The organism is Halopseudomonas sp. (assembly GCF_038130085.1).
Classification (GTDB): domain Bacteria; phylum Pseudomonadota; class Gammaproteobacteria; order Pseudomonadales; family Pseudomonadaceae; genus Halopseudomonas.
The window spans coordinates 1-22,807 of the sequence record NZ_JAYPMU010000032.1 but is presented as its reverse complement, the minus strand read 5'-3'; the positions used below and the strand labels follow the sequence as shown (position 1 = coordinate 22,807).

General features: G+C 61.1%; 18 protein-coding genes. 6 read left to right on the top strand and 12 right to left on the bottom strand.

What is annotated here, in order from left to right; genetic code table 11:
* Positions 1-2 precede the first annotated feature (2 nt).
* Positions 3-2,231, top strand: coding sequence for a YgiQ family radical SAM protein (locus AAFM31_RS16470; RefSeq protein WP_341708992.1), 2,229 nt, complete (start codon positions 3-5; stop codon positions 2,229-2,231).
* 196 nt (positions 2,232-2,427) lie between these two features.
* On the opposite strand, the gene AAFM31_RS16465 is transcribed toward AAFM31_RS16470, so the two are convergent.
* The 12 genes from AAFM31_RS16465 to AAFM31_RS16410 form a co-directional block, all read right to left on the bottom strand.
* Positions 2,428-5,169 (bottom strand): response regulator, encoded by a 2,742-nt coding sequence (locus AAFM31_RS16465; protein WP_341708991.1) that lies wholly within the window; start codon positions 5,167-5,169, stop codon positions 2,428-2,430.
* Positions 5,170-5,288: 119 nt separating this feature from the next.
* Entirely contained in the window at positions 5,289-6,569 is a 1,281-nt protein-coding gene (gene purD / locus AAFM31_RS16460) for a phosphoribosylamine--glycine ligase (RefSeq protein ID WP_341708990.1), read from the bottom strand.
* 94 nt (positions 6,570-6,663) lie between these two features.
* Positions 6,664-8,271, bottom strand: coding sequence for a bifunctional phosphoribosylaminoimidazolecarboxamide formyltransferase/IMP cyclohydrolase (gene purH, locus AAFM31_RS16455; RefSeq protein WP_341708989.1), 1,608 nt, complete (start codon positions 8,269-8,271; stop codon positions 6,664-6,666).
* 99 nt (positions 8,272-8,370) lie between these two features.
* Positions 8,371-8,694, bottom strand: a complete 324-nt coding sequence (fis, locus tag AAFM31_RS16450) for a DNA-binding transcriptional regulator Fis (RefSeq protein WP_341708988.1) — start codon at positions 8,692-8,694, stop codon at positions 8,371-8,373.
* Complete coding sequence (dusB, locus tag AAFM31_RS16445; protein ID WP_371833048.1) at positions 8,691-9,626, bottom strand: tRNA dihydrouridine synthase DusB; 936 nt, start codon at positions 9,624-9,626, stop codon at positions 8,691-8,693. Before dusB ends, fis begins: the two co-directional genes overlap by 4 nt.
* Before the next feature lie 272 nt (positions 9,627-9,898).
* Entirely contained in the window at positions 9,899-11,149 is a 1,251-nt protein-coding gene (locus AAFM31_RS16440) for a DUF3426 domain-containing protein (RefSeq protein ID WP_341708987.1), read from the bottom strand.
* A 71-nt stretch (positions 11,150-11,220) separates the two neighbouring features.
* On the bottom strand, positions 11,221-12,099 hold the full coding sequence (gene prmA / locus AAFM31_RS16435) for a 50S ribosomal protein L11 methyltransferase (RefSeq protein ID WP_341708986.1): 879 nt from the start codon (positions 12,097-12,099) through the stop codon (positions 11,221-11,223).
* Positions 12,100-12,195: 96 nt separating this feature from the next.
* Positions 12,196-13,536, bottom strand: coding sequence for an acetyl-CoA carboxylase biotin carboxylase subunit (accC, locus tag AAFM31_RS16430; RefSeq protein WP_341708985.1), 1,341 nt, complete (start codon positions 13,534-13,536; stop codon positions 12,196-12,198).
* Between the two features lie 19 nt (positions 13,537-13,555).
* Positions 13,556-14,008 (bottom strand): acetyl-CoA carboxylase biotin carboxyl carrier protein, encoded by a 453-nt coding sequence (accB, locus tag AAFM31_RS16425; RefSeq protein WP_341708984.1) that lies wholly within the window; start codon positions 14,006-14,008, stop codon positions 13,556-13,558.
* Between the two features lie 32 nt (positions 14,009-14,040).
* Positions 14,041-14,484, bottom strand: coding sequence for a type II 3-dehydroquinate dehydratase (gene aroQ / locus AAFM31_RS16420; RefSeq protein ID WP_341708983.1), 444 nt, complete (start codon positions 14,482-14,484; stop codon positions 14,041-14,043).
* 138 nt (positions 14,485-14,622) lie between these two features.
* Positions 14,623-16,428, bottom strand: a complete 1,806-nt coding sequence (gene dsbD, locus AAFM31_RS16415; protein WP_341708982.1) for a protein-disulfide reductase DsbD — start codon at positions 16,426-16,428, stop codon at positions 14,623-14,625.
* Positions 16,429-16,537: 109 nt separating this feature from the next.
* Positions 16,538-18,505 (bottom strand): methyl-accepting chemotaxis protein, encoded by a 1,968-nt coding sequence (locus AAFM31_RS16410; protein ID WP_341708981.1) that lies wholly within the window; start codon positions 18,503-18,505, stop codon positions 16,538-16,540.
* Positions 18,506-18,681: 176 nt separating this feature from the next.
* Between AAFM31_RS16410 and AAFM31_RS16405 the strand changes: the two genes are divergently transcribed.
* The 5 genes from AAFM31_RS16405 to AAFM31_RS16385 all read left to right on the top strand — a co-directional run.
* A complete protein-coding gene (locus tag AAFM31_RS16405; protein ID WP_341708980.1) occupies positions 18,682-19,641 on the top strand; it encodes a DUF2333 family protein in 960 nt (319 codons plus the stop codon).
* A 3-nt stretch (positions 19,642-19,644) separates the two neighbouring features.
* Positions 19,645-20,172 carry an NUDIX domain-containing protein gene (locus AAFM31_RS16400; protein ID WP_341708979.1) on the top strand — a complete coding sequence of 176 codons (528 nt, stop codon included), beginning with the start codon at positions 19,645-19,647 and terminating at the stop codon, positions 20,170-20,172.
* A gap of 14 nt (positions 20,173-20,186) precedes the next feature.
* On the top strand, positions 20,187-20,552 hold the full coding sequence (locus tag AAFM31_RS16395) for a translation initiation factor Sui1 (protein WP_228245225.1): 366 nt from the start codon (positions 20,187-20,189) through the stop codon (positions 20,550-20,552).
* Positions 20,553-20,554: 2 nt separating this feature from the next.
* Entirely contained in the window at positions 20,555-21,907 is a 1,353-nt protein-coding gene (locus AAFM31_RS16390) for an MATE family efflux transporter (RefSeq protein ID WP_341708978.1), read from the top strand.
* A 47-nt stretch (positions 21,908-21,954) separates the two neighbouring features.
* Positions 21,955-22,807, top strand: an 853-nt coding sequence (locus AAFM31_RS16385; RefSeq protein WP_341708977.1) for a sensor domain-containing diguanylate cyclase, incomplete at its 3' end; no start/stop codon positions are given.

Below are 22,807 nucleotides of genomic sequence, written 5' to 3'. Positions count from 1 at the left end.
ACATGGCGGTCAGCATCCCGGTTGCCAAGCAGCAACTGTTCGACTATCCGCGTTACTGGGCCGAGTGTTTTGGCCCGGCCCCCTTCCTGCCGATGAGCAGGGAAGAGATGGATCTGCTCGGCTGGGACAGCTGCGACGTGATCATTGTTACCGGCGACGCCTATGTTGATCATCCGTCCTTCGGCATGGCCATCATCGGGCGGCTGCTCGAGGCGCAGGGGTATCGTGTCGGGATCATCAGCCAGCCGGACTGGCACAGCAAAGACGACTTCATGAAGCTCGGCAAGCCTAATCTGTTTTTCGGGGTGGCTGCCGGCAACATGGACTCGATGATCAATCGCTATACCGCCGACCGTAAGGTGCGCTCTGACGATGCCTACACCCCGGGCGGTGGCGGTGGTAAGCGCCCGGATCGCGCCAGCCTGGTCTACAGTCAGCGCTGTCGCGAGGCGTTCAAGGATGTCCCTGTAGTACTCGGCGGCATCGAAGCATCGCTGCGACGGATTGCCCATTACGACTACTGGCAGGACAAGGTACGACATTCGCTGTTGATCGACGCCAAGGCCGATATTCTGCTGTACGGCAACGCCGAGCGGGCAATCGTCGAGGTTGCCCATCGTCTGAGTCGTGGTGAATCGATCCAGAGCATTACCGATGTGCGCGGCACGGCGTTTGTGCGGCGTGATACGCCGGAGGGCTGGTTTGAGCTGGACTCCACGCGCATCGACCGTCCAGGCAAGATCGATAAGATCATCAACCCTTACGTCAACACCCAGGACACCAGTGCCTGCGCTGTAGAGCAAGCCAAAGGCCCGGATTTGGGCGAAGAAGGCGACGTTCAGGTAGTCGAATTGCTGCCGCATCCGCGCTTGGAGCGCGATCGTACGGTGATTCGTCTTCCGGCGTTCGACAAGGTCAAAGGCGATCCGGTGCTTTATGCCCACGCCAACCGGGTACTGCATCTGGAGACCAACCCGGGTAATGCCCGGGCGCTGGTGCAGCGACATGGCGATCGCGATGTCTGGTTCAATCCGCCGCCAATCCCGCTGTCCACCGAAGAAATGGACTACGTTTTCGGTCTGCCGTATGCCCGTGTCCCGCATCCCGCCTATGGTGATGCGCGCATTCCTGCGTATGAAATGATTCGTTTCTCGGTCAACATCATGCGCGGCTGTTTTGGTGGCTGTACCTTCTGCTCAATCACCGAGCACGAAGGGCGCATCATTCAGAACCGCTCGCATGACTCGATCATTCGTGAGATCGAAGAAATCCGCGACCGGGTGCCCGGCTTTACCGGGGTAATTTCCGACTTGGGCGGACCAACCGCCAACATGTATCGCATCGCCTGCAAGAGCCCTGAGATCGAAGCCGCTTGCCGTAAGCCGTCCTGCGTTTTCCCGGGTATCTGCGAGAACCTAAATACGGATCACTCCTCGCTGATCTCGCTGTACCGCAAGGCGCGCGATCTGCCTGGTGTGAAGAAGATTCTGATCGCCTCGGGTCTGCGCTACGACCTCGCGGTGGAGTCTCCCGAGTACGTCAAGGAACTGGTCACCCACCACGTGGGCGGCTACTTGAAAATTGCGCCGGAGCACACCGAAGAAGGCCCGCTGACCAAGATGATGAAGCCGGGTATCGGCTCCTATGACCGCTTCAAGCAAATGTTCGAGAAGTTCTCGAAAGAGGCGGGTAAGGAGCAGTACCTGATTCCGTACTTCATCGCCGCCCACCCGGGCACCACCGATGAGGACATGATGAATCTCGCGCTCTGGCTCAAGCGCAATGGCTTCCGTGCTGACCAGGTGCAGGCGTTCTATCCTTCGCCCATGGCGACCGCGACCGCCATGTATCACTCGGGCAAGAATCCGCTACGCAAGGTGACCTACAAGAGCGACGGCGTGAGTATCGTCAAGGGCGAGCGTCAGCGGCGTTTGCACAAGGCGTTTCTGCGTTATCACGACCCGAACAACTGGCCTTTGCTGCGTGAGGCGCTGACCAATATGGGGCGCGCCGATCTGATCGGCAACGGCAAACACCAGCTGATACCGGCGTTCCAGCCGTCCGTTTCTGGCTATCAGAGCGCTCGGCGCAAGAACTCGACGCCGGCTGGCAGCAAGAAGGCTGGTCGAATGCTTACCCAGCACACCGGTTTGCCGCCCCGCGATACAGGTGCCGGTAAGGGCGCTGGTCGTGCCTCTGGTGGGAAGCGCAAACCCGCACGTCGCGGCTAACCTGCCGGCTCTATTGCGCCAATAGCCGCTTTCAAATGGCTGTTGGCGCATTCTCTGCCTAAAGTGTTTAACAGGCAGCGTCGTTTGGCGCTGCTCCTGTTCACGGAGGGCGTTGCCATGCTGAATGAAATCTGGATGCGTTGGTGGGCAGACTACGCCGCGGCAACCGGGGTGTTGGGGCTGTGCGAGGCGAGCGTCAGAGTAGAGTGACGTCGCTTTCCGCCTTGTGCTCGCGCCAGTGCTGTAGCTGCTCGCGTAGCTGGCTCAGCTCCACGGGCTTGGCCATATGGCCGTTCATACCGGCCTTGCGTGCTCGCTCGCGGTGCTCCGGGAGGATGTGGGCAGTGAGCGCGATGATTGGAATCGGCTGGCTGCCGGTGCGCTGCTCCCACTGGCGAATCCGCTCGGCAGCGGTAAAGCCATCCATCTCCGGCATTTCACAATCCATCAGTACCAGATCAAAGGGCTGTTGCTGAACGGCTTCTAGCGCCTTGGCGCCATTCTCAACCGCGGTTGCGGCGACCTGCAGCTTGGCAAGCATGCCAAGGATGACCTTGGTCGAGATCGCGTTGTCCTCGGCAATCAGGACCCTGAAATTGTCACCGGGTTGCTCCGCACTGCGCTGATCGCGATCACTGCTGTCGAGCGGCGGCGTGCGGCGCTGCGCCCATTCGTCGATCAGTGTGGTGCGCAGTGTGTAGCCAGCGACGGGCTTGCTGAGAATCCTGCGGATGCCGGCGTTGCGCGCAATCACTCGGCTCGGTACCTGATTGATACCTGTCAGCATGATGATCAGCAGGTCGTTATTGATGGCTGCATCATCTTTGATACGCGACGCCAGCTCGACGCCGCTCATGCCGGGCATCGACTGGTCCAGCAGGATGATTTCGAATGGGTTGCCCAGATTGGCTTGGCTGCGTAGCAGGGCCAGCGCCTCGCGACCACTTGAAGCGCATTGGGCGCGCATGCCCCATGCTGCTGTTTGCTGTTGCAATACCTTACGGCAAGTGGCGTTGTCGTCGACGATCAAAACATTGCGATCAGCCAGGCTGTTACCGTCGCTATAACTGTCCGTGCTGGCGTCCAGACTGGTCGCTGGCAAGCTGAACCAGACGGTGGTGCCCTGTTCGCTGCCATATTTGATGCCGAGTTGCCCTTTCATCATGTTGATCAACTGGCGCGTGATCACCAAGGGCAGCTTGCCGTCGGTATCGGATTGGTCGAGAAAGCGGGTGACCTTGAAGTCACTGTTCAGCAGGCTGTTGCGAGCTTCTTCCGGCATGCCGACACCGGTGTCCTGAATCGCAAAACGCAGCACCTTGCCGCCGTCTTTCTGGTCGAGACCGACGACCAGCAGTACCTCTCCTTCTTCGGTGTAGTGCAGGGCGTTGGCCAGCAGGTTCATCAGTACCTGACGCAGACGGGTGGGGTCGCCTTGCATGGTCCGGGGGACGTCGGGGTGAACAAAACCGATGAGCTCGAGGCCTTGGCCCTCGGCGCGAGCGCGATAGATGTCGAGGCAGTCGTTGACCAAGGCGTGCAGGTCAAACTGTACGCGTTCGAGGGTGAGCTGGCCGGATTCCAGCCGCGACATGTCGAGGATTTCGTTGATCAGGTTAAGCAGGTCGTTGCCAGAGCCATGAATGGTTTGCACGTAATCACGCTGCTTGGCGGACAGTGCTGTATCCAGCAGCAGTTCGCTCATACCCAGAACGCCATTCATCGGAGTACGGATCTCATGGCTTATGCGGGCCAGAAACTCGGCTTTGGCGCGCTGCTCAGCGCGTGCGGTGGCGCTTTCCTGGTGGTCACGCACGCGGCGGGTGATGATCCCTTGCAGCCGTCGGTAGAGACTCCAGCTATAGCCGACCAGAGCGCTCCAGAGCAGTAGCTCGGCTAGGTAGGCCTCTGGTAGTTGCTCTTGGGCAAAGGCTTCCATCAGACCGTTGCCCAGCAACAGGCAGGTGGCGACGGTGAAGGGGACGTCGCTACGCTGACTGCGCGTTCTCAGCCAGCCGATCAGCAGCAGGCTCGCCAGAGGCAGACCTAGGTGAATGGTATGGGAAAGGACGCGAAACAGGGACGGGAACGCGATGCAGCTTGCGGTCAGCATTGCCGCAACAATAGCGGTGGCGTAAATGGCGTTGCGCCCGTTATTTTGTGCTGATCCGTTGAGCAGGGAGCAGGACAGCAGCGCGAGTAAGGGGTAGGCGCTCAGGTGGACGAGCTCACCAGCGTGGCCGTGCAGGCGCGGCATGGCATCGGCCACCCAGCTCAGGCTACTCAGGCTGCTAACCGATATCAGCAGGCTGGCGGCGGCCAGCAGCAGATGAAAAGGGTCTCGGCCCAGCACGCCGTGGAGGATGCAATGCAGCACCAAAGCCAGCATCAGGCCGACCAGGATACCCTGCAGCGTCTGGTGCATGCTGTGGCGAGCGGAGGCCTCCTTGACATCCTGCAGTGCGATGCGGGTGGTCAAGGGATAGTCGTTCTGCAGGCGCAGAATCAGGGTGTCGCCGGCACTGGTGCTGGCCTCAAGCGGAAAGGCAAAACCATTAAATGGCAGTGGCTTGGTCGCGGGGGGGAGGCGACTGCCGGTACGGTACAGGTGGCTGACCTCGCCGTTCTGCAGGCGATAGATCTCAATCAGGCCGATCGCAGGGTTTTCCAGCGTCAGCAACTTGTTCTCGACGCTGTTTAGGCTGATTTCGACCCACAGTGCGCCGCCGTCTCCGGGCAGGTTCAGAGGTGCAGCAGGGGCTGGAATAAACCGATTGGCGTAGCGATTGGAAAGGATATCCTGCAGCAGCAGGTCGCCGCTGGCGTCGACGTAAGTGCGGTACGCGGGCGTGCCGCTCTCCACCGTGTCGATCCAGGTGGTGAACGTGAAAGCAATACCCAGAATCAGGGCAAGCATCAACGAGCCGATATGCTTCACGAGTGAGTCCTGTCCTTGGTCTTGATGTCCGGTTGTTGCATTGCGAGGGCCAGTATAGCGCAGCGACCCGATTGCAGATACGCGACGGCCGGACAGTTTCCTGTCCGGCCGTGCCTTTGTCAGCTCTCCCGGGCGATGGCTCGGTAGCCAATGTCGCTGCGGTAGAAGCACCCGCTCCAGCTAATCTGTCGGGCCAGCTCGTAGGCGCCTTGCTGGGCGGCACTGACGGTCTCACCGAGCGCGGTTGCGCAGAGCACGCGTCCGCCACTGGTGGTGACCTGACCATCTTTCAGTGCTGTGCCGGCGTGGAATACCTTGCCGCTGTCGCTGATTGCCTTGTCCAGGCCGCTGATCACATCGCCCTTGGCGTAGTCGGCCGGGTAGCCGCCGGCAGCGAGCACGACGCCCAAACTGCAGCGCGGATCCCATTGGGCATCGACCCTATCGAGGGTGCCGGCGTTTGCGGCCTCGACCAGTTCAACCAGGCTTGATTGCAGACGCAACATGATCGGCTGGGTTTCCGGGTCGCCGAAACGGCAGTTGAACTCGATTACCTTGGGGTTGCCTTCGGCGTCGATCATCAGGCCGGCATAGAGGAAACCGGTATACACGTTACCCTCGGCCGCCATGCCGCGCACGGTCGGCCAGATGACCTGTTCCATCACGCGCTGATGCACGCTGTCGGTGACGACTGGTGCCGGGGAGTAGGCTCCCATGCCGCCGGTATTCGGGCCGGTGTCGCCATCGCCGACGCGTTTGTGATCCTGGCTGGTGGCCATCGGCAGCACGTGCTCGCCGTCGACCATGACGATGAAGCTGGCTTCCTCGCCGTCGAGGAACTCCTCGATGACGACGCGTGAACCCGCGTCACCGAAGGCATTGCCGGCCAGCATATCGCGCACGGCGGCTTCGGCTTCATCCAGGGTCATGGCGACGATGACGCCTTTGCCTGCGGCGAGGCCGTCGGCCTTGATGACGATCGGTGCGCCTTTCTCGCGCAGGTAGGCGAGTGCAGGCTCGATTTCAGTGAAGTTCTGGTATTCCGCTGTCGGGATCTGGTGGCGGGCCAGGAAGTCCTTGGTAAACGCCTTGGAGCCTTCCAGCTGCGCCGCGCCGGCGGTCGGGCCGAAGCAGGCCAGGCCGTGCTCGCGGAAGCGATCTACCACGCCGGCAACCAACGGCGCTTCAGGGCCGACGATGGTTAGGCTGACGTTGTCGCGGGCGAAAGCGACCAGCGCGTCCAGATCCAGCACGTCGATAGCGACGTTTTCGCACTTGGCCTCGATTGCGGTGCCCGCGTTGCCGGGGGCGACAAAGACCTTCTCGACGCGTTCGTCCTGCGCCACTTTCCAGGCCAGCGCGTGCTCACGCCCGCCGCTGCCGATAATCAGTACGTTCATACATCTCTCCTGTGGAGAGAGCTGCCAGCTTCCGTGTGCAAGTGGGGCCGGTATGACCGGCACCCGCTTGCAGCGGTTGGCTGGCCGCTCGCTGTTAGTGACGGAAGTGGCGCATGCCGGTGAAGACCATTGCCATGCCAGCCTCGTCGGCTGCATCAATGGCTTCCTGGTCGCGCATTGAGCCACCGGGCTGGATGACCGCGCTGATGCCGACCTTGGCAGCGTTGTCGATGCCGTCACGGAACGGGAAGAAGGCATCGGAAGCCATGACTGCTCCGGCGACCTGCAGGCCAGCGTGCTCGGCCTTGATGGCGGCGATGCGGGCGGAGTTGACGCGGCTCATTTGGCCGGCGCCAACACCGATGGTCTGGCGACCCTTGGCGTAGACGATAGCGTTGGATTTGACGAACTTGGCGACCTTCCAGGCGAACACCAGATCGTGAATTTCCTGCTCGGTCGGGGCGCGCTTGGTGACGACTTTCAGGTCGTCTACCGTGATCATGCCGATGTCACGGCTCTGCACCAGCAGACCGCCGTTGACGCGCTTGTAATCCCAGTCAGCGTGGCGCTCGGTGCCCCATTCGCCGCACTCGAGCAGGCGAACATTGGCCTTGGCGGCCACCGCTGCGCGGGCTTCGGCGCTGATGCTAGGAGCGATGATGACTTCGACAAACTGGCGCTCAACGATGGCGGCGGCGGTGGCACCGTCCAGCTCGCGGTTGAAGGCGATGATGCCGCCGAAGGCAGATTCACTGTCCGTTGCCCAGGCCAGATCGTAGGCCTTGCGAATGCCGCCTTCGTCTTCCGGTACCACGGCCACACCACAGGGGTTGGCGTGCTTGACGATAACGCAGGCCGGCTTGGTGAAGCTCTTGACGCATTCCAGCGCAGCGTCGGTGTCGGCAACGTTGTTGTAGGACAGTTCCTTGCCCTGCAGCTGAGTCGCGGTGGCGATGCTGGCTTCGGCAGGGGCTACTTCCTTGTAGAAGGCAGCGGACTGGTGCGGGTTCTCGCCGTAGCGCATGTCCTGCACCTTGATGAACTGGCTGTTGAAGGTGCGCGGGAAGGCGGCGCGATCTTCGGTGCTCAGGGTGTCGCGGCTCTGCTCGATGGTGCCGAGGTAGTTGGCGATCATGCCGTCGTAGGCTGCCGTGTGTTCGAAGGCCTTCAGGGCCAGGTCGAAACGCTGGGCGTAGGTCAGACCGCCGCTCTTGAGAGCGTCGAGAATGCTGGCGTAGTCACTGGCGTTGACCACGATGGCAACGTCCTTGTGGTTCTTGGCTGCGCTGCGCACCATGGTCGGGCCGCCAATGTCGATGTTCTCGATGGCGTCGGGCAAGGTGCAGCCGGGCTTGGCGACGGTAGCTGCGAACGGGTAGAGGTTGACCACGACCATGTCGATGGGCTGGATGCCGTGCTGCTGCATGACGTCGCCGTCGATGTCGCGGCGGCCAAGGATGCCACCGTGGATCTTCGGATGCAGGGTCTTGACCCGGCCGTCCATCATTTCCGGGAAGCCGGTGTAATCGGCTACTTCAACAGCCTTGATGCCCTGCTCGCAGAGCAGCTTGTAGGTGCCGCCGGTAGAGAGGATTTCAACGCCCTGAGCGCTCAGCTCGCGGGCAAAATCGACGATGCCAGTCTTGTCGGAAACGCTGATCAGTGCGCGGCGTACCGGCAGGCGGGTGGTTTGGTCGGTCATCTTGGGTCCAGAGTAGGTTGCAGTGAAAATCAGCTTCAAGCATGCAGCGTCGGGCTATTGGCGACCGGCGCTGGAGGCCTGTCGCCAATAGCTCGCCGCTTACAGGAGTCCGTACTGTTTGAGCTTCTTGCGCAGCGTGCCGCGGTTCAGGCCCAGCACCTCGGAGGCGCGTGTCTGGTTGCCCTTTACGTAGTTCATTACGCTTTCGAGCAAGGGGGCTTCAACTTCCGACAGCACCATGTTGTAGACGTCCGTCACGTCCTGGCCTTCGAGGTGCTGAAAGTAGTTGTGCAGGGCCTCTTCGACGCTGTCGCGCAGCGTTCTTGGGGTGCGGATGTCATCAATCCCGGTTGCCGGGAGGGTGGATTGACTGCTGTCACTCACGGTGTGGCTTCCATCAGATAGGGTGGTGTCGTAAATCATGCTGCCAGATCTCCTTCCAGCAGACGGGCGAAGTAATGCGCAATGGCGATGTGTTGCTGCTGCGCATCGTTAATGCGGTTGAATTCGCGGCGAAACTCGGCGGCACCCGGCAGGGTCTGTAGATACCAACCGACGTGCTTGCGCGCGATGCGGGCGCCGTGTTCGTCGCCGTAGAAACTGTGCAGGGCGCTCAGGTGGCCTTCGAGAATCTGCTGTTGTTCGCTCAATGCGGGTGCGGGCAGTAGCTCGCCGGTGCGCAGGAAATGATCAATCTCGCGAAAAATCCAGGGTCGGCCCTGGGCGGCGCGACCGATCATTACTGCGTCGGCCCCGGTATATTCGAGCACCTGCTTTGCCTTCTCGGCGCTGGTGATGTCACCGTTGGCGAAGACCGGGATGCTGATGCTCTGTTTGACCGCTGCAATGGTGTCGTACTCGGCACTGCCGGTGTATAGCTCGGAGCGGGTACGACCATGTACAGCCAACGCCTGGATGCCGCTGTCTTCAGCGATACGGGCGACGCGCAGGGCATTGCGGTTGTCCGGATCCCAGCCGGTGCGGATCTTCAGGGTAACCGGAATGTCGACGGCTTGAACGACCGCTTCGCAGATAGCCGCAACCAGCGGCTCGTCACGCAGCAGTGCGGAGCCGGCGGCCTTGTTGCAGACCTTCTTTGCGGGGCAGCCCATGTTGATGTCGATGATCTGGGCGCCGAGCTTGGCGTTCATGCGTGCAGCATCTGCCATCATCTCGGGATCGCCACCGGCGATTTGCACTGAACGGGGTTCGGGCTCGCCATCATGGATCAAACGCAGGCGGGACTTGCGGCTGTTCCACAGCCGGGTGTCGCTGGTCACCATTTCGGACACCACCAGGCCTGCGCCCAGCCGCCGGCAAAGCTGGCGGAAGGGCTGATCGGTTACGCCAGCCATAGGGGCCAGAATCACGCGATTGGCGAGTTGGTAGGGTCCGATACTGATCACTGCTGGTCCATCCCTGTACTGTCGGTTTTCAGCGCGGCGAATGGGTCGCTGCGTCCCGTCCGCTCTGGCTCAGGGTGAAGATGGGCGAAAAGGGCGCACATAATACCCGCAAAGCATGACCGGTTAAAGACTGTTTTGAGTGTTTTTTGTACAGCTGACCAGCGAGTGTAGGCCAATTGAAAGCACCGTGCGACAGGCAACGGTGCTTGCCGACGAAAGGCTCAGGGGGTGACGAAGTCGAGCTCGTAGCTGGTCGACTGTTGCGCAGGCGCAACCATACTCAGGCCGATGTGAATCGGCGTCTGGGACGGCATCAGTGTGCGTCCGGCCAGCTCGCCCGCCAGATACTCGGTTGGGCGGAAATCGCGGGTCGCGACACTGCGGCCGCGGCTGTCGCTGAAGGTCATGCGGATCACCGGGAACGGCTGATCGTAATCGGCGCGGTTGTAGATGATCAGGTTGATATCCAAGGTGTTGGGGAACTCGGGATGTGGGCGCACCAGCAGGTTGCTACTGCGAATCTGGCTCACATCGACCCGAGTGGGCAGTTGGCAGCCGGCAATCAGGCAGAAATTTTCGAGGGCAGGGCGCAGGCGATCATCGCGCGACCAGGCGTCGAGGTTGTAAAGCGCGGCTTGGGCAAACAGGCCGGCGAGAGCCAACACGCAGAGCAAGCCCCACAACCAGTTGCGGCGCGCACGGCGATGACTCAGCGGTGCTTCAAATTGCAGGGGCTCGTCCTGCAGGTCGGGTAGCTGAAACACGTCACCAAAGTCAGGCTCGCGATCATCAGCGTGCTCAATGGGGAAATCTGACTCGGCGGCGCTGGACAGGGCGGGCTCGCGCCGATCCCGGCGCATCAGTGGGTGGTCGTCGTCGCTGTCTTGCAGCGGCATGACCCGCGCATGCGGCACGAAGGCAGGTTGCGACTCTTGGGCTGGCACTGGGTCGTGGTGCCTGTCTGCGGCCGGTTTCGCGTCGTCGCGCGCCGTCAGAATATCGCGTGCTGGTGCGGCGGAGAGGAAGGCTTCGTCGAGTTCGATGTCATCGAGCGGTTGTACATGCAAGCCCGGCTCGGCGGCTGCCTCGCTTGGTGTGTGGTCAGCTTCCCGGGCTGGCTCATCGTCGGCCGTGATGGGCTCGTCAATGCCGGGTGGTGGGCTGCCCTGCGGCCGTGGGTTGATCTCGTCGAGGATGGACTCGTCCAGCCCCAGGGCCTCGAGATCCAGCTCGTCCAGTTCGAGATCGTCATGGATCAGCAGGGTATTTTGATCAACAGGGCTCGGGCGTGCCGACGACGGGGTGGCCGGCGTCGATGCGATCTCGCTCGGAGGCGGGGTTTGCGGCAAGGCATTGAAGACCTTGAGGCAAGCACCGCAGCGGACGTTGCCAGCAGCTGCGTGCAGCTGCTCATGAGTCAGACGAAAGTGCGTCTTGCAGAAAGGGCACTGGGTGACCTGCAGTTCACTCATGGATAGCTGGCAGTCCTGTTGCGATGAGTTGTTTTGCGATTCGGTATTCTGCCCGGATCAGGGCCGAGCTGTCACCGGCGGCGACCACTTACGCGAATCCAGCCGTCTTGGTTGGCGACTGGATCAAGTTCGAAGTCGGTGGCGTAGGCATCGAGAATTTCGTCGGTCTGCTCGGCTAGAATCCCCGACAACGCCAGCAGGCCACCGGGTTTGACCAGACTGGCCAGACGCGGCGCAAGGCTGACCAGCGGGCCGGCCAGGATGTTCGCTACCAGTACGTCGGCAGGCGTGTCCGGCATGTTCTCGGGCAGATAGAGGTCAAACTTGTCATCGGCTATCTGGTTGCGTTGAGCATTGTCGCGTGAGGCTTCGAGTGCCTGGATATCGATGTCGGTGCCGACGGCGTGCTCCGCGCCCAGCAGCAGGCCCGCGATGGCAAGAATGCCTGAGCCACAGCCGAAGTCGATCAGTGTTTTGCCCTGCAGGGCTTGTGCGTCCAGCCATTGCAGACAGAGCGATGTGGTCGGGTGAGTGCCGGTGCCGAATGCAAGGCCCGGGTCGAGCAGTAGGTTGACCGCATCGGGTTCTGGTGCGGCATGCCAGCTGGGCACGATCCACAGTCGCTCGCCAAAGCGCATCGGGTGGAAGTTGTCCATCCAGCTGCGTTCCCAATCCTGATCTTCGATCTGCTCCAGCTCGTGCGGCGGCAGCTCTGCCTGGTAGAGCAGGCGCAGATGCTGCAGCAGCGAGTCTGGATCGGTGTCGGCCTCGAACAGGGCGAGCAAGTGGGTGTTGGACCATAGCGGGGTAGTGCCTAGGTCCGGCTCGAAAATGGGTTGGTCTTCGGCGTCCATGAAGGTCACCGATACCGCGCCAAGATCCAGCAGCTGGTCTTCCAGTGCCGGGGCCTGTTCAGGGGTGATCGCAAGACGAAGTTGCAGCCAGGACATAACGGGTCTTCCAAAATAAGTAAGCCCGGGCAGGCCCGGGCTTTGAGGCTTGGAGCGGGAGGCCGCAGGTGTGCGGCTTCCGGCATTGCGCAGAGTTTATTTCAAACCCAGCTTGTGCTCCAGATAGTGAATGTTGACGCCGCCCTTGCAGAAGCCGGGGTCGCGTACCAATTCACGGTGCAACTCGGTATTGGTCTTGATGCCGTCTACCACCAACTCGTCGATGGCGTTGCGCATGCGGGCTAGCGCTTCGTCGCGCGTCGCGCCGTAGGCAATCAGCTTGCCGACCAGTGAGTCGTAGTTCGGCGGAACCTTGTAGCCACTGTACAGGTGCGAGTCGACACGAATGCCGTTGCCGCCCGGAGCGTGGAAGAAGGTGACCGTGCCGGGGCTGGGCATGAAGGTCTTCGGGTCTTCGGCGTTGATACGGCACTCGATGGCGTGGCCACGAATGACGACATCTTCCTGACGAATGCTCAGCGGCTGGCCCGACGCGACAAGGATCTGCTCCTTGACGATGTCGATGCCGGTGACCATTTCCGAAACCGGATGCTCAACCTGTACGCGGGTGTTCATTTCGATGAAATAGAACTCGCCGTTTTCATACAGGAACTCGAAGGTGCCCGCGCCGCGGTAACCGAGGTCGATACAAGCCTGAACGCAGCGAGCCTGAACTTCGGCGCGCGCCTTTTCGTCGATGCCCGGTGCTGGCGCTTCTTCGATGATCTTCTGGTGACGGCGCTGCAGTGAGCAGTCGCGATCGCCCAGATGAACGGCATTGCCCTGGCCGTCTGACAGTACCTGCACTTCGACGTGACGCGGATTGGTCAGGAACTTTTCCAGGTAGACCATCGGGTTACCGAACGCGGCGCCCGCTTCAACCTGGGTCAGCTTGATCGATTTGATCAGCTCGGACTCTTCGTGCACGACGCGCATGCCGCGTCCGCCGCCGCCACCAGCGGCCTTGATGATCACCGGGTAACCGACGCGCTGGGCAATCTTCAGGCACTCTGCTTCGTCTTCCGGCAGCGGGCCATCGGAACCGGGTACGGTCGGCACGCCGGTTTCCTTCATTGCGGCGATGGCGGAGACCTTGTCACCCATCAGACGGATAACGCTGGCGCTCGGGCCGATGAAGGTAAAGCCGGAGTTCTCGACTTGCTCGGCAAAGTCCGCACGCTCGGCAAGGAAACCATAGCCGGGGTGGATGCCGTCAGCGCCGGTAACTTCTGCAGCGCTAATGATCGCCGGGATGTTGAGATAGGAATCGGTTGCCGGTGCCGGACCGATGCAGACGGTTTCGTCTGCCATGGCCAGGTGCATCAGCTCGCGATCGGCGGTGGAGTGCACCGCCACAGTTTTCAGACCGAGTTCCTTGCACGCGCGAATGACGCGCAGCGCAATCTCACCTCGGTTGGCTACTAGTACTTTTTGCATCTAAGCCTCCGGCCCGGGCTCAGGCGATGCTGAACAGCGGTTGATCGAATTCGACCGGCTGGCCGTTCTCTACCAGAATCGCCTGGACCACGCCGCTCTTGTCGGCTTCGATGTGGTTCATCATCTTCATCGCTTCGACAATGCACAGCACGTCGCCGGCCTTGACGGTCTGGCCAACTTCAACGAATACCGCAGCAGTCGGGGACGGCGAGCGGTAGAAGGTGCCAACCATCGGCGAGCGAACCAGATGACCGCTCGGCTCTGCCGGGGCTGCAGGTTCGGCAGCTGGTGCGGCCGGGGCAGGCGCTGCTGCAACAGGAGCCGGAGCAGGAGCTACCTGATACTGCGGAACCGGTGCGTGCTGGCTGTGGCGGCTGATGCGAACCGACTCCTCGCCCTCATGTATTTCCAGTTCGTCGATGCCGGACTCTTCCAGAAGTTCGATGAGTTTTTTGACTTTGCGAATATCCATTGATGCGTGCACTCCAGAGCAGGTTTGCGTAATCAGTTTTGTTCGATCTTGTGTATCGCGGCTTGCAGGGCCAGCTCGTAGCCCTTGGCTCCCAGACCGCAGATCACTCCCTCGGCTACGTCCGAAAAGTAGGAGTGATGACGAAAGGGTTCGCGCTTATACACGTTGGATAAGTGAACTTCGATGAATGGGATGCTCACTGAGAGCAATGCGTCACGTATTGCGACGCTGGTATGGGTAAAAGCAGCCGGATTAATGATGATGAAGTCGATGGCTTCGTCACCCGCGGCGTGAATTCGTTCGATCAGTTCGTGCTCGGCATTGCTTTGCAGGCTGAGCAGATGGTGCCCCTGCTGGCTGGCCAGTTCGCGCAGGTGCTGGTTGATCTGATCCAGAGTTGTCGCGCCGTAGACACCGGGCTCGCGGGTGCCGAGGCGGTTCAGGTTGGGTCCGTGCAGGACCAGGATACTGGCCATTGTCCGTGTATTCCGTTGCGGGACGGGAAGCTCTTTTGGAGTGACCCGTCAGTCAAGATTTTTCCGGCAGTTTGCCGTAATCAGATCGGCCTGTCCAGAAGCGGAATGTTGACATCAGATGTCAGCATGATGGCTGCATTATGGCGCAATCTTTTCCTGTCTGGATTGGCTGGCGAGGCTACTGAATTCCTCCAGTGAGACTTCGCCTTGAATGCGCAGGTCACGTCGCTCCTGCCCGTTGCGGGCAAAAAACAGGTAGGCCGGTGGGCCAAACAGTTGGTGGCGGGTCAGCCAGGCACGTTGCTCCGGGCTGTTATCGGTGAGGTCGAGCTTGATGCGCAGATGGTCGGCGAGCATCGCCTGGATCTCGGGTTGGCTGAGAATGGTTCGCTCCATGATCTTGCAGCTGATGCACCAGTCGGCATAGACATCGATGATGGCTGGCTGGCCGCGCTCGGCAGCCAAGGTTAGCTGACGCTCCAGCTCCGCAGGGTCCTTGATCAGCGTAAATGCGGCAGAGGCTGGCTGCGCGGCGTTGCCGCCAGTCAGCGGCTGCAGCGGCCTGAGCGGGTCTTCGCCGCCAGCAAGAGCGCCGAACAGCGCGGCCGCGGCATACAAGCCAAACAGCAGGGCAATGGTTTGGCGCAGATAGTTGCCGCCGCGCATCAAGCCCAGACGAACTGCCAGACCAGCGCTCAGCGCGGCCCACAACGCAAGGCTCACCGGGCCCGGCAGCAGGCGCTCAAGCAGCCAGACGGCCACCGCCAGCAAGCCAAAGCCGAACAGGTGCTTTACCGTTTCCATCCATGGGCCGGAGCTGGGCAGCAGACTCTTGCCGAACAGGGTAATCAGAATCAGCGGCACACCCATGCCCAGACCCAGGGCAAACAGGTTAAGGCCGCCACCGATGGTGTCTCCGGTGCTGCTGATATAGACCAGCGCGCCGGCGAGCGGTGCGGAAATGCAAGGCGATACCACCAGCGTCGACAGCGCACCCATCGCCGTAGCCCCTGCCAGTGAGCCACCGTGGGCGCGGCGATTCAGGCGCTCGAGCGGCTCGCGCAGGAACTCCGGCAGGCGCAGGTCGAACAGGCCGAACATGGCCAGCGCAAACAGCACGAAGAACACCGCGAAGGTGCCGAGAATCCAGGGCGATTGCAGTCGTGCCTGCAGATTGAGGGCAGCGCCGAAACTGCCGATCAGCGCGCCGACAATGGCCAGTGTCACGGCCATGCCAAGCACATAACCAAGTGCCAGTGACAGCGCGCGGCCGCGGCTGATATGGCTGCGGCCCAACACCATGCTGGAGAGAATCGGCAACATGGGTAACACGCATGGGGTAAAGGTCAGGCCGATGCCGCCAAGCAGGAACAGCAGCCAGGTCACCAGACGGCCATGTTCCGCGTCGTTGGGGGGCGTTGCCGTTGTCGGCTCTGCTGCGGAGCTGCTGTTGCTGGTTGCGGTGCCGCCGACCGCAGGTGCCGGCAGGTCGAGCATGACGGTCTCCGGCGGGTAGCACAGACCCGCGTCGGCGCAGCCCTGGAAGCCGACGCGCAGTTGGGTCTGTCCAGTGGTCAGTTGGCTGGCATCGAGCTGGATCTGCAACTGGTCGTAGTACACCTCGACGTCGCCGAAGTACTCGTCGGTCTTGTGTTTGCCTTCGGGCAGGCTGATCTGCAGATCCTGGCCCGGGCTCTCTGGGTTGCTCAGGTGCAGGCGGTGGCGATACAGGTAATAACCGGGCGCCATTTCAAAGATGACAGTGACCTGCTGCGCGTTGGCATCGAGGATGTCGGGGCGAAATGCCTGATGAACCGGAAGAAAGGTGCTTTGGCTGCTGCCGCTCTGGATCAGCCCGGTCAGAGAACCGCTGCCAGACAGTTGGGCGTGGACGCTGGCGCTAAGCAATACCAGCAGCATCAGGCAAAAACGAAACGCGCGCATGGGATAACCGACCGAAAAGTGGACGGTCATCATAAAGGCTGACGCAGGCGGGTGAAAGGCACTGGCCCTGAGGCGCAGTGCCGCAATTGTTGCTGAATGGCTCAGCGGCTCAGATTCGGAAGGCGGAGACCGCCGACAGCAGGGCGCGGCTGCGTTGGCTGATCTGCTGGGTGTGCTGGCGCGTATGCGCCACCATGCCCAGATTAGCCTCGCTCAGATGGTGTATCTGCTGGCTGTTTTCACGAATGGTCCGCACCCGGTCCGATTGGGCGTCGGTGTGGGTGGCGATGTGTTCTGCCAGTTCGGTGATACGTTCGATGGCGTTGACGATGCGGCCAAGCGCGGCGTCGGCTAGCTGGCCCTGTTCGGCGGTATTGCGTGCGTGTTTGACCTGCTCTTCCATCTGGCCGGCAGACTGGCGAGCGACTTGCTGCAACCGTTCGATCAGCTGGCGGATTTCCTGGGTGGAGCCCGCGGTGCGCTGCGCTAGGCCGCGGACCTCGTCAGCTACCACCGCAAAACCGCGACCCGCTTCGCCCGCTCGAGCTGCTTCAATGGCTGCGTTGAGGGCCAGCAGGTTGGTCTGCTCGGCAATGCCCTGGATTACCTCCAGAACGCTGCCGATGGTATTGGATTCGACCACCATCTGATCGATGGTGCGCGCGCTGTTTTGGACTTCCACGACCAACTGCTGCATCTGGGCGATGGTGCCGCCGATCACCTGCTGACCATCGCGCACCTCACGGTTGGCGACGCGTGCCAGTTCGGCGCTTTCACCAGCGTTGGTCGCTACCAGACGAATGGCCTCATCCATGCCGCCGATATCCTGGTTGATCGACTGGGTGTCGCGTTGCTGCTGGGCGGCGCGGTCGTGGGTGTCTGCGGAAAGACGCTCCAGATCATCGCTGGTGCCACTTAGGGCTTCTGCCTGCTGATTGATGGTGGTAACCAGCTCGATCAGGTATTGGCGCAGTTGATTGGCCGAATGCTCGAGTTGCTTGAGTTCGTGAACGCGGCTGCGAGTCGCGACCGGCTGGGTGAAATCGCCCCCTGCATACGTCGAGAGCACGGGCGCGAACTGACTGATGCCGTTGGCCAGTGAGCGCTGCATCCGCTCGATCAAGATTGCAATCAGGATGATCATGACGATGATCGCCAACTGAACGTTGCGCACCTGTGTGGTGACGTTGTCTCGCGCCGCGGTCAGCGCCGGGCGCATCTGCTCTGTACCTTGCAGCAGGCTGTCAATGCGTTCGCTTGTGATCTGTTGCAGCTTTGCCCGCTCGGCGATCAGTGCGCTGGTACGTTCCAGTTCAGCCGGGTAGCGGCTCAGCAGTGATTGCAGGGTGCGCTTGTAGTCGGCGCCGGGATCGCTCGCGGCCGTTTTGTTACTGGTGTTGACACCCAGTAGTGAGGCGAACGGGTCGTTGCTGCTGGTCTTCTCCTCAACCACGCCAAGCAGTGGTTGGGCCTCCAGTTCTCCGGCAGTGGCCTGCGAGGTCTTGATCAGCCGTTGCAGGTTCTCCAACAGGGCTGGGTCGTTCTGACTGAACAGGCGTGCGCGGGCAATGCTGACGCGGAACAGGTTGGCCTGCAGGTCGTCAATCAGGCGAACGTAGTTGGCGGCTGCGGCCTTGCCTTGGCTTTGACCGTCGCGGGCATAGTCTGCGAGATGGTTGAGTTCCGCGAGTATTTCGCGTTCGGCCTGAATCAGCAGGGCCTGAGGGTCGCCAGCCAGTTTGCCGACTGCCAGCAGGTCGGTCTGCATGAACTCGGCAAAGGTAGTCAGCGGCGCCTCCAGTGGCTGACGGATGTCCGCGGGAAATTGTTGCAGGTTTTCCTGCAGGGTAGCTGCTGCATTCTGCGCTTGCTGCAGGCGCAGCGCGTCGCCGTGCAGGCGATAGGCCTCGGTATTCTGCTGCAGCGATTGGGTCTGACCGACGATGTTGAGGTATGCGTCCATCAGCGCGTAGGGCGCTTTGAGCGCCTGTTGTGACCACCACAGGCTGGCACCCAGCGCGACGCCAGCGGCAGCCAGCAGAAGGGTATTGATTAGGGTGAGGGATTTCAGACGCATGGCAGTGCCCTAGGGTGAAAAATGGACTGCCCGGATATTAATGTCAGTTCTGTGACAGCTTGATGAACGGTGGCCAAGTAATGGCAAACAGTGCGGTTCTCGTTTTCTGTAATCGGGGCGGCACATTCAGATAGCCGTGATATGCTGAGCCGCAGAACAGCCACAGGAGTCAGAACATGAAATTTGGCAAGCGGACCGCCGGTGCGGATGGAGACAAGAACAGCTCGCTGATTGGCAGCGCTGTCCTCGCCGTGGTGCTGATCTGGTTATTTATCTGTCTGCTGGTTGGCTGGTATTGGAGTAGCGAGCCTGACCTTGAACCGGTCGCCGGCCCACCGACAGCGGAAATGGTCAGCGGGGAGTACACCGCCCGAACCCTGCGTGGCATCGTTGAAACCCTGCTGGAAAAGCCCGGTGGATACCTCAGCAACGACATCATGCCGCCCGGCCTGTGGCTCGATAACATGCCGCGTTGGGAGTATGGGGTGCTGGTTCAGGCTCGTGACATGACCCGTGCACTGCGCCGCGATATGGCGCGCTCCCAGTCGCAATCCACCGAAGATCGTGACCTGGTGAAAGCTGAGCCGCGCTTGCACTTCGACAACAATAGTTGGGCCATGCCGGCCAGCGAGAGCGAGTACCGTGACGGCATTCGCGCGCTCGACAGCTACATTGCTCGCCTGCAGACCGGCGACGCCGACTTCTACTCTCGCGCCGATAATCTCTCTAGCTGGGTAGGGGATGTCAGCACCCGTCTTGGCTCGTTGTCCCAGCGTCTTTCCGCCAGTGTCGGACGCGCTCCGCTGACGACCGGTGGCAAGGTCGGTGCAACCACGCCTTGGCTGGAAATCGATAACGTTTTCTACGAAGCCCGCGGTACGTCCTGGGCTCTGGTTCAGTTGCTGCGCGCGGTCGAGCACGATTTTGGTGATGTGCTCGAGAAGAAGAACGCGTTGGTCAGTCTGCAGCAAATCATTCGTGAGCTGGAGGCGACCCAGCAGACGCTGTGGAGCCCGATGGTGCTCAATGGTGACGGCTTTGGCATGCTGGCCAACCACTCGTTGGTCATGGCGAACTACCTGTCTCGCGCCAATGCCGGGATGATCGAACTGGGTCGTCTGCTGGAACAGGGCTGATACGTGGACGAGCATCAAGTCGAGGCCTATCTGCAGGCCTCGGGTAGCGAGCGGGTGATCCATGTTGATGAGCAGGATCGTGAGCTGGGTATCGTGTCGCGTGCCGACGCCCAGTCTCAGGGGCTGATCACTCGTTGTACCTTTATTTTTGTCTTCAACTCTCGCGGTGAGTTGTGCGTGCATCAGCGCACGCCGCACAAGCGCTTGTACCCGTCGTTCTGGGATGTGGCGGCTGGCGGAGTGGTTGCCGCCGGAGAGAGCTATCTGCAGGGCGCTGAGCGCGAGCTTGCTGAAGAGTTGGGCGTTGCGGGTGTTCCGCTGACCGAACATTTTCGTTTTTTCTTCAATTCGGCCGACAGTCAGCTCTGGGCGGGTGTGTTCAGTTGCTGCTGGGACGGCCCGCTGACGTTGCAGCCGGAAGAGGTGCAGGCGGTGCGTTGGGTTGATCCGCGCAGCGACTGGCAACGGCCCGACGAGCAGTATGCACCTGATTCGCAGGAAGCGCTGGCTCGGCTGTTGCGGCAATCTTGATTGGATATTCAGGCATGAAAAAAACCGGATTGCAGGCCCTGGGTGGCCTGGTGTATTCGACCGATGCCGGGCGGCTGTGCCCGGGGTGTGAGCAGCCGGTGGCGCAATGTCGCTGTGCTGAGCAGGCTATCCCTGAGGGCGATGGCATCGCCCGGGTGCGCAGGGAAACCAAGGGGCGTGGCGGCAAGACCGTCACCACCGTGACGGGTGTGCTGCTGAACGCCGATGACCTCAAGGCGCTGGCCAAGCGGTTGAAGAATCGCTGTGGCTGCGGTGGCGCGGTCAAAGATGGGATTATCGAAATTCAGGGTGATAAAGCCGATCAAGTCTGTGAACTGCTGGTCGCCGAAGGCTTCAAGGTGAAGCGCTCGGGAGGCTAGTAATGGGCCTGCGTCAGCAGCTGCTGACTCATTGGCGCGATCGTGATGCGCAACGCCGGGTCTGGCATATTGCGCTACCCCTGATTCTCTCCAACATCAGTGTGCCGCTGGTGGGGCTGGTCGATACTGCGGTTATCGGCCACCTTGATGCTGCCTACCATCTTGGCGCGGTGGCTGTTGGCAGTACGCTGTTTACCTTTGTGCTCTGGGCGACGGGTTTTTTGCGCATGGGCACCACTGGGTTTACGGCGCAGGCCTGCGGCAGCGGCGATGGTGATGAGCTGCGACGTATCCTGTTGCAGGCAATCTGGCTGGCTGTGTTGATCAGCCTGCTGGTCTGGCTGTTTCGCACCCCCTTGCTGAACCTTGGCCTGCACTATCTGCAAAGCAGTGAGTCGCTGCTTGAACAGGCCCGCGCCTATTTTCAGATTCGTTTGTTCAGTTTGCCCGCTGCGTTAGCCAACTTCGTGCTGATTGGCTGGTATATCGGGGCACAGAACAGTCGCGTGCCGTTTGCCATGCTGCTGACCGTCAACCTGACCAACATGCTACTGGATCTGCTGCTGGTGGTCGGTCTGGACATGGGAGTCGAAGGCGCAGCCTGGGCGAGCGTGTGTGGTGATCTGCTTGGTTTGCTGCTTGGCCTGAGCCTGCTGCGGCCGACGCTGCGTCAATATCCGGGTGTGTTTGACTGGGTGCGGGCGCTGACGCTCAAGGGCGCGGCGCCGCTGCTGCGGGTCAATCGGGATATCCTCATTCGTACTCTGGCGCTGCAGTCGGTGTTTTATCTGTTGGTAGTGCAGGGAGCGAGATTGGGGGACGAGGTGGTGGCGGCTAATGCGGTGCTGCTCAACTTCCTGTTAATCACCTCTCACGCGCTCGATGGTCTGGCGCATGCCCTTGAAGCGCTTGGAGGTCACGCCCTGGGCAAGCGGGACAGGCGTACGCTGGTTCAGGTGCTGGTGGTCACGACCGGCTGGTCGTTGTTGCTGAGCCTGGCCTTTGTTGTCGCCTTTGCTTTCGGCGGGGATCTGCTGATCCGGCTGCTGACGGATTTGCCCGAGGTCCGTTCGCAGGCGCAGGAGTATCTGATCTGGGTTGCGATCATGCCGCTGCTGACTGTCTGGAGCTATCTGCTGGACGGCTTGTTTATCGGCGCGTCGCGGGCATTGGCCATGCGCAATACCATGCTATTGGCGCTGGTCTGCTATCTACCTCTGGCCTGGGCCTTGCAAGGGCAGGGAAACCATTATGTCTGGTTTGGTTTTTTGACGTTTATGGCGTTACGCTCGGTGTTTCTGGGGGGCTGGTTTGTCTGGCTCTGGCGCAAGGGTCGCTGGATGCCGGCAGGTTAGGCGCAATGTGAGCGCGGTGTATCCGGTGCAGTGATGGGGGGAAAGTAATGATTGAGGCGTCGATACCGGCAGATGAACAGCAGCGTCTGGCCGCGCTCCGCTCCATGCAACTGCTGGATACACCACCCGATCCGCATATCGACGCATTGCTGCGGATAGCCCAGCGACTGTTTGGGGTAGGCAGTACGCTGGTGACCCTGATCGATACTGATCGTCAGTGGTTCAAGGGGCGTATCGGCGCGACAAATCTTGAGGGGCCCCGCAACGTATCCTTCTGTGGCCATACGATTCTGTCTGAAGATATCCTCCACGTGCAGGATGCACACTCGGATGAGCGTTTCTTTGATAATCCCGCTGTCACGGGTTACCCGTTTGTTCGGTTTTACGCTGGTATTGCTCTGCACGCGCCTGACGGCAGCAGAATCGGATCGTTTTGTGTACACGATACCGCTCCACGTGATTTGACCAGCGCCGAGCGCGAGGTGATGGACGATTTTCGGGAGCTGTTTGAGGCCCTGTTCGTGGCGCACCAGCTGCGGATGGATGCGGCGTGGTTGCAGGAAGCGCTGGGGCAAGCCGAGCGTCGCGCGCTGATTGATCCGCTCACCCAACTGTGGAATCGCCAGGGCTTGCGCACCATGTTGCCCGCCATGCTTGGCCGCGCCGAGCGAGAGGGGCTGAAGGTCGGTTTTATTTACGGCGATCTTGATCACTTCAAACGCATCAACGACGAGCGCGGACACGCCGGTGGTGACCAGGTTTTGATCCAGTCCGGTCAGCGGATGGTGGCGGCGATCCGTCCTCAAGACCTCGCACTGCGGCTGGGAGGTGAGGAGTTGGCGGTGTTGGCGTTGGTGCAGACGCAGGGGGAGCTCGATATGATTGCCGAGCGCCTGCGCG

Bases quoted from the DNA above. Each gene is read 5' to 3' on its own strand.
- AAFM31_RS16470 (WP_341708992.1), top strand. From the start codon at position 3: ATGGCGGTCAGCATCCCGGTTGCCAAGCAGCAACTGTTCGACTATCCG.
- purD (WP_341708990.1), bottom strand. From the start codon at position 6,569: ATGAACGTACTGATTATCGGCAGCGGCGGGCGTGAGCACGCGCTGGCC.
- purH (WP_341708989.1), bottom strand. From the start codon at position 8,271: ATGACCGACCAAACCACCCGCCTGCCGGTACGCCGCGCACTGATCAGC.
- fis (WP_341708988.1), bottom strand. From the start codon at position 8,694: ATGATTTACGACACCACCCTATCTGATGGAAGCCACACCGTGAGTGAC.
- dusB (WP_371833048.1), bottom strand. From the start codon at position 9,626: ATGGCTGGCGTAACCGATCAGCCCTTCCGCCAGCTTTGCCGGCGGCTG.
- AAFM31_RS16440 (WP_341708987.1), bottom strand. From the start codon at position 11,149: ATGAGTGAACTGCAGGTCACCCAGTGCCCTTTCTGCAAGACGCACTTT.
- prmA (WP_341708986.1), bottom strand. From the start codon at position 12,099: ATGTCCTGGCTGCAACTTCGTCTTGCGATCACCCCTGAACAGGCCCCG.
- accC (WP_341708985.1), bottom strand. From the start codon at position 13,536: ATGCAAAAAGTACTAGTAGCCAACCGAGGTGAGATTGCGCTGCGCGTC.
- accB (WP_341708984.1), bottom strand. From the start codon at position 14,008: ATGGATATTCGCAAAGTCAAAAAACTCATCGAACTTCTGGAAGAGTCC.
- aroQ (WP_341708983.1), bottom strand. From the start codon at position 14,484: ATGGCCAGTATCCTGGTCCTGCACGGACCCAACCTGAACCGCCTCGGC.
- dsbD (WP_341708982.1), bottom strand. From the start codon at position 16,428: ATGCGCGCGTTTCGTTTTTGCCTGATGCTGCTGGTATTGCTTAGCGCC.
- AAFM31_RS16410 (WP_341708981.1), bottom strand. From the start codon at position 18,505: ATGCGTCTGAAATCCCTCACCCTAATCAATACCCTTCTGCTGGCTGCC.
- AAFM31_RS16405 (WP_341708980.1), top strand. From the start codon at position 18,682: ATGAAATTTGGCAAGCGGACCGCCGGTGCGGATGGAGACAAGAACAGC.
- AAFM31_RS16395 (WP_228245225.1), top strand. From the start codon at position 20,187: ATGAAAAAAACCGGATTGCAGGCCCTGGGTGGCCTGGTGTATTCGACC.
- AAFM31_RS16390 (WP_341708978.1), top strand. From the start codon at position 20,555: ATGGGCCTGCGTCAGCAGCTGCTGACTCATTGGCGCGATCGTGATGCG.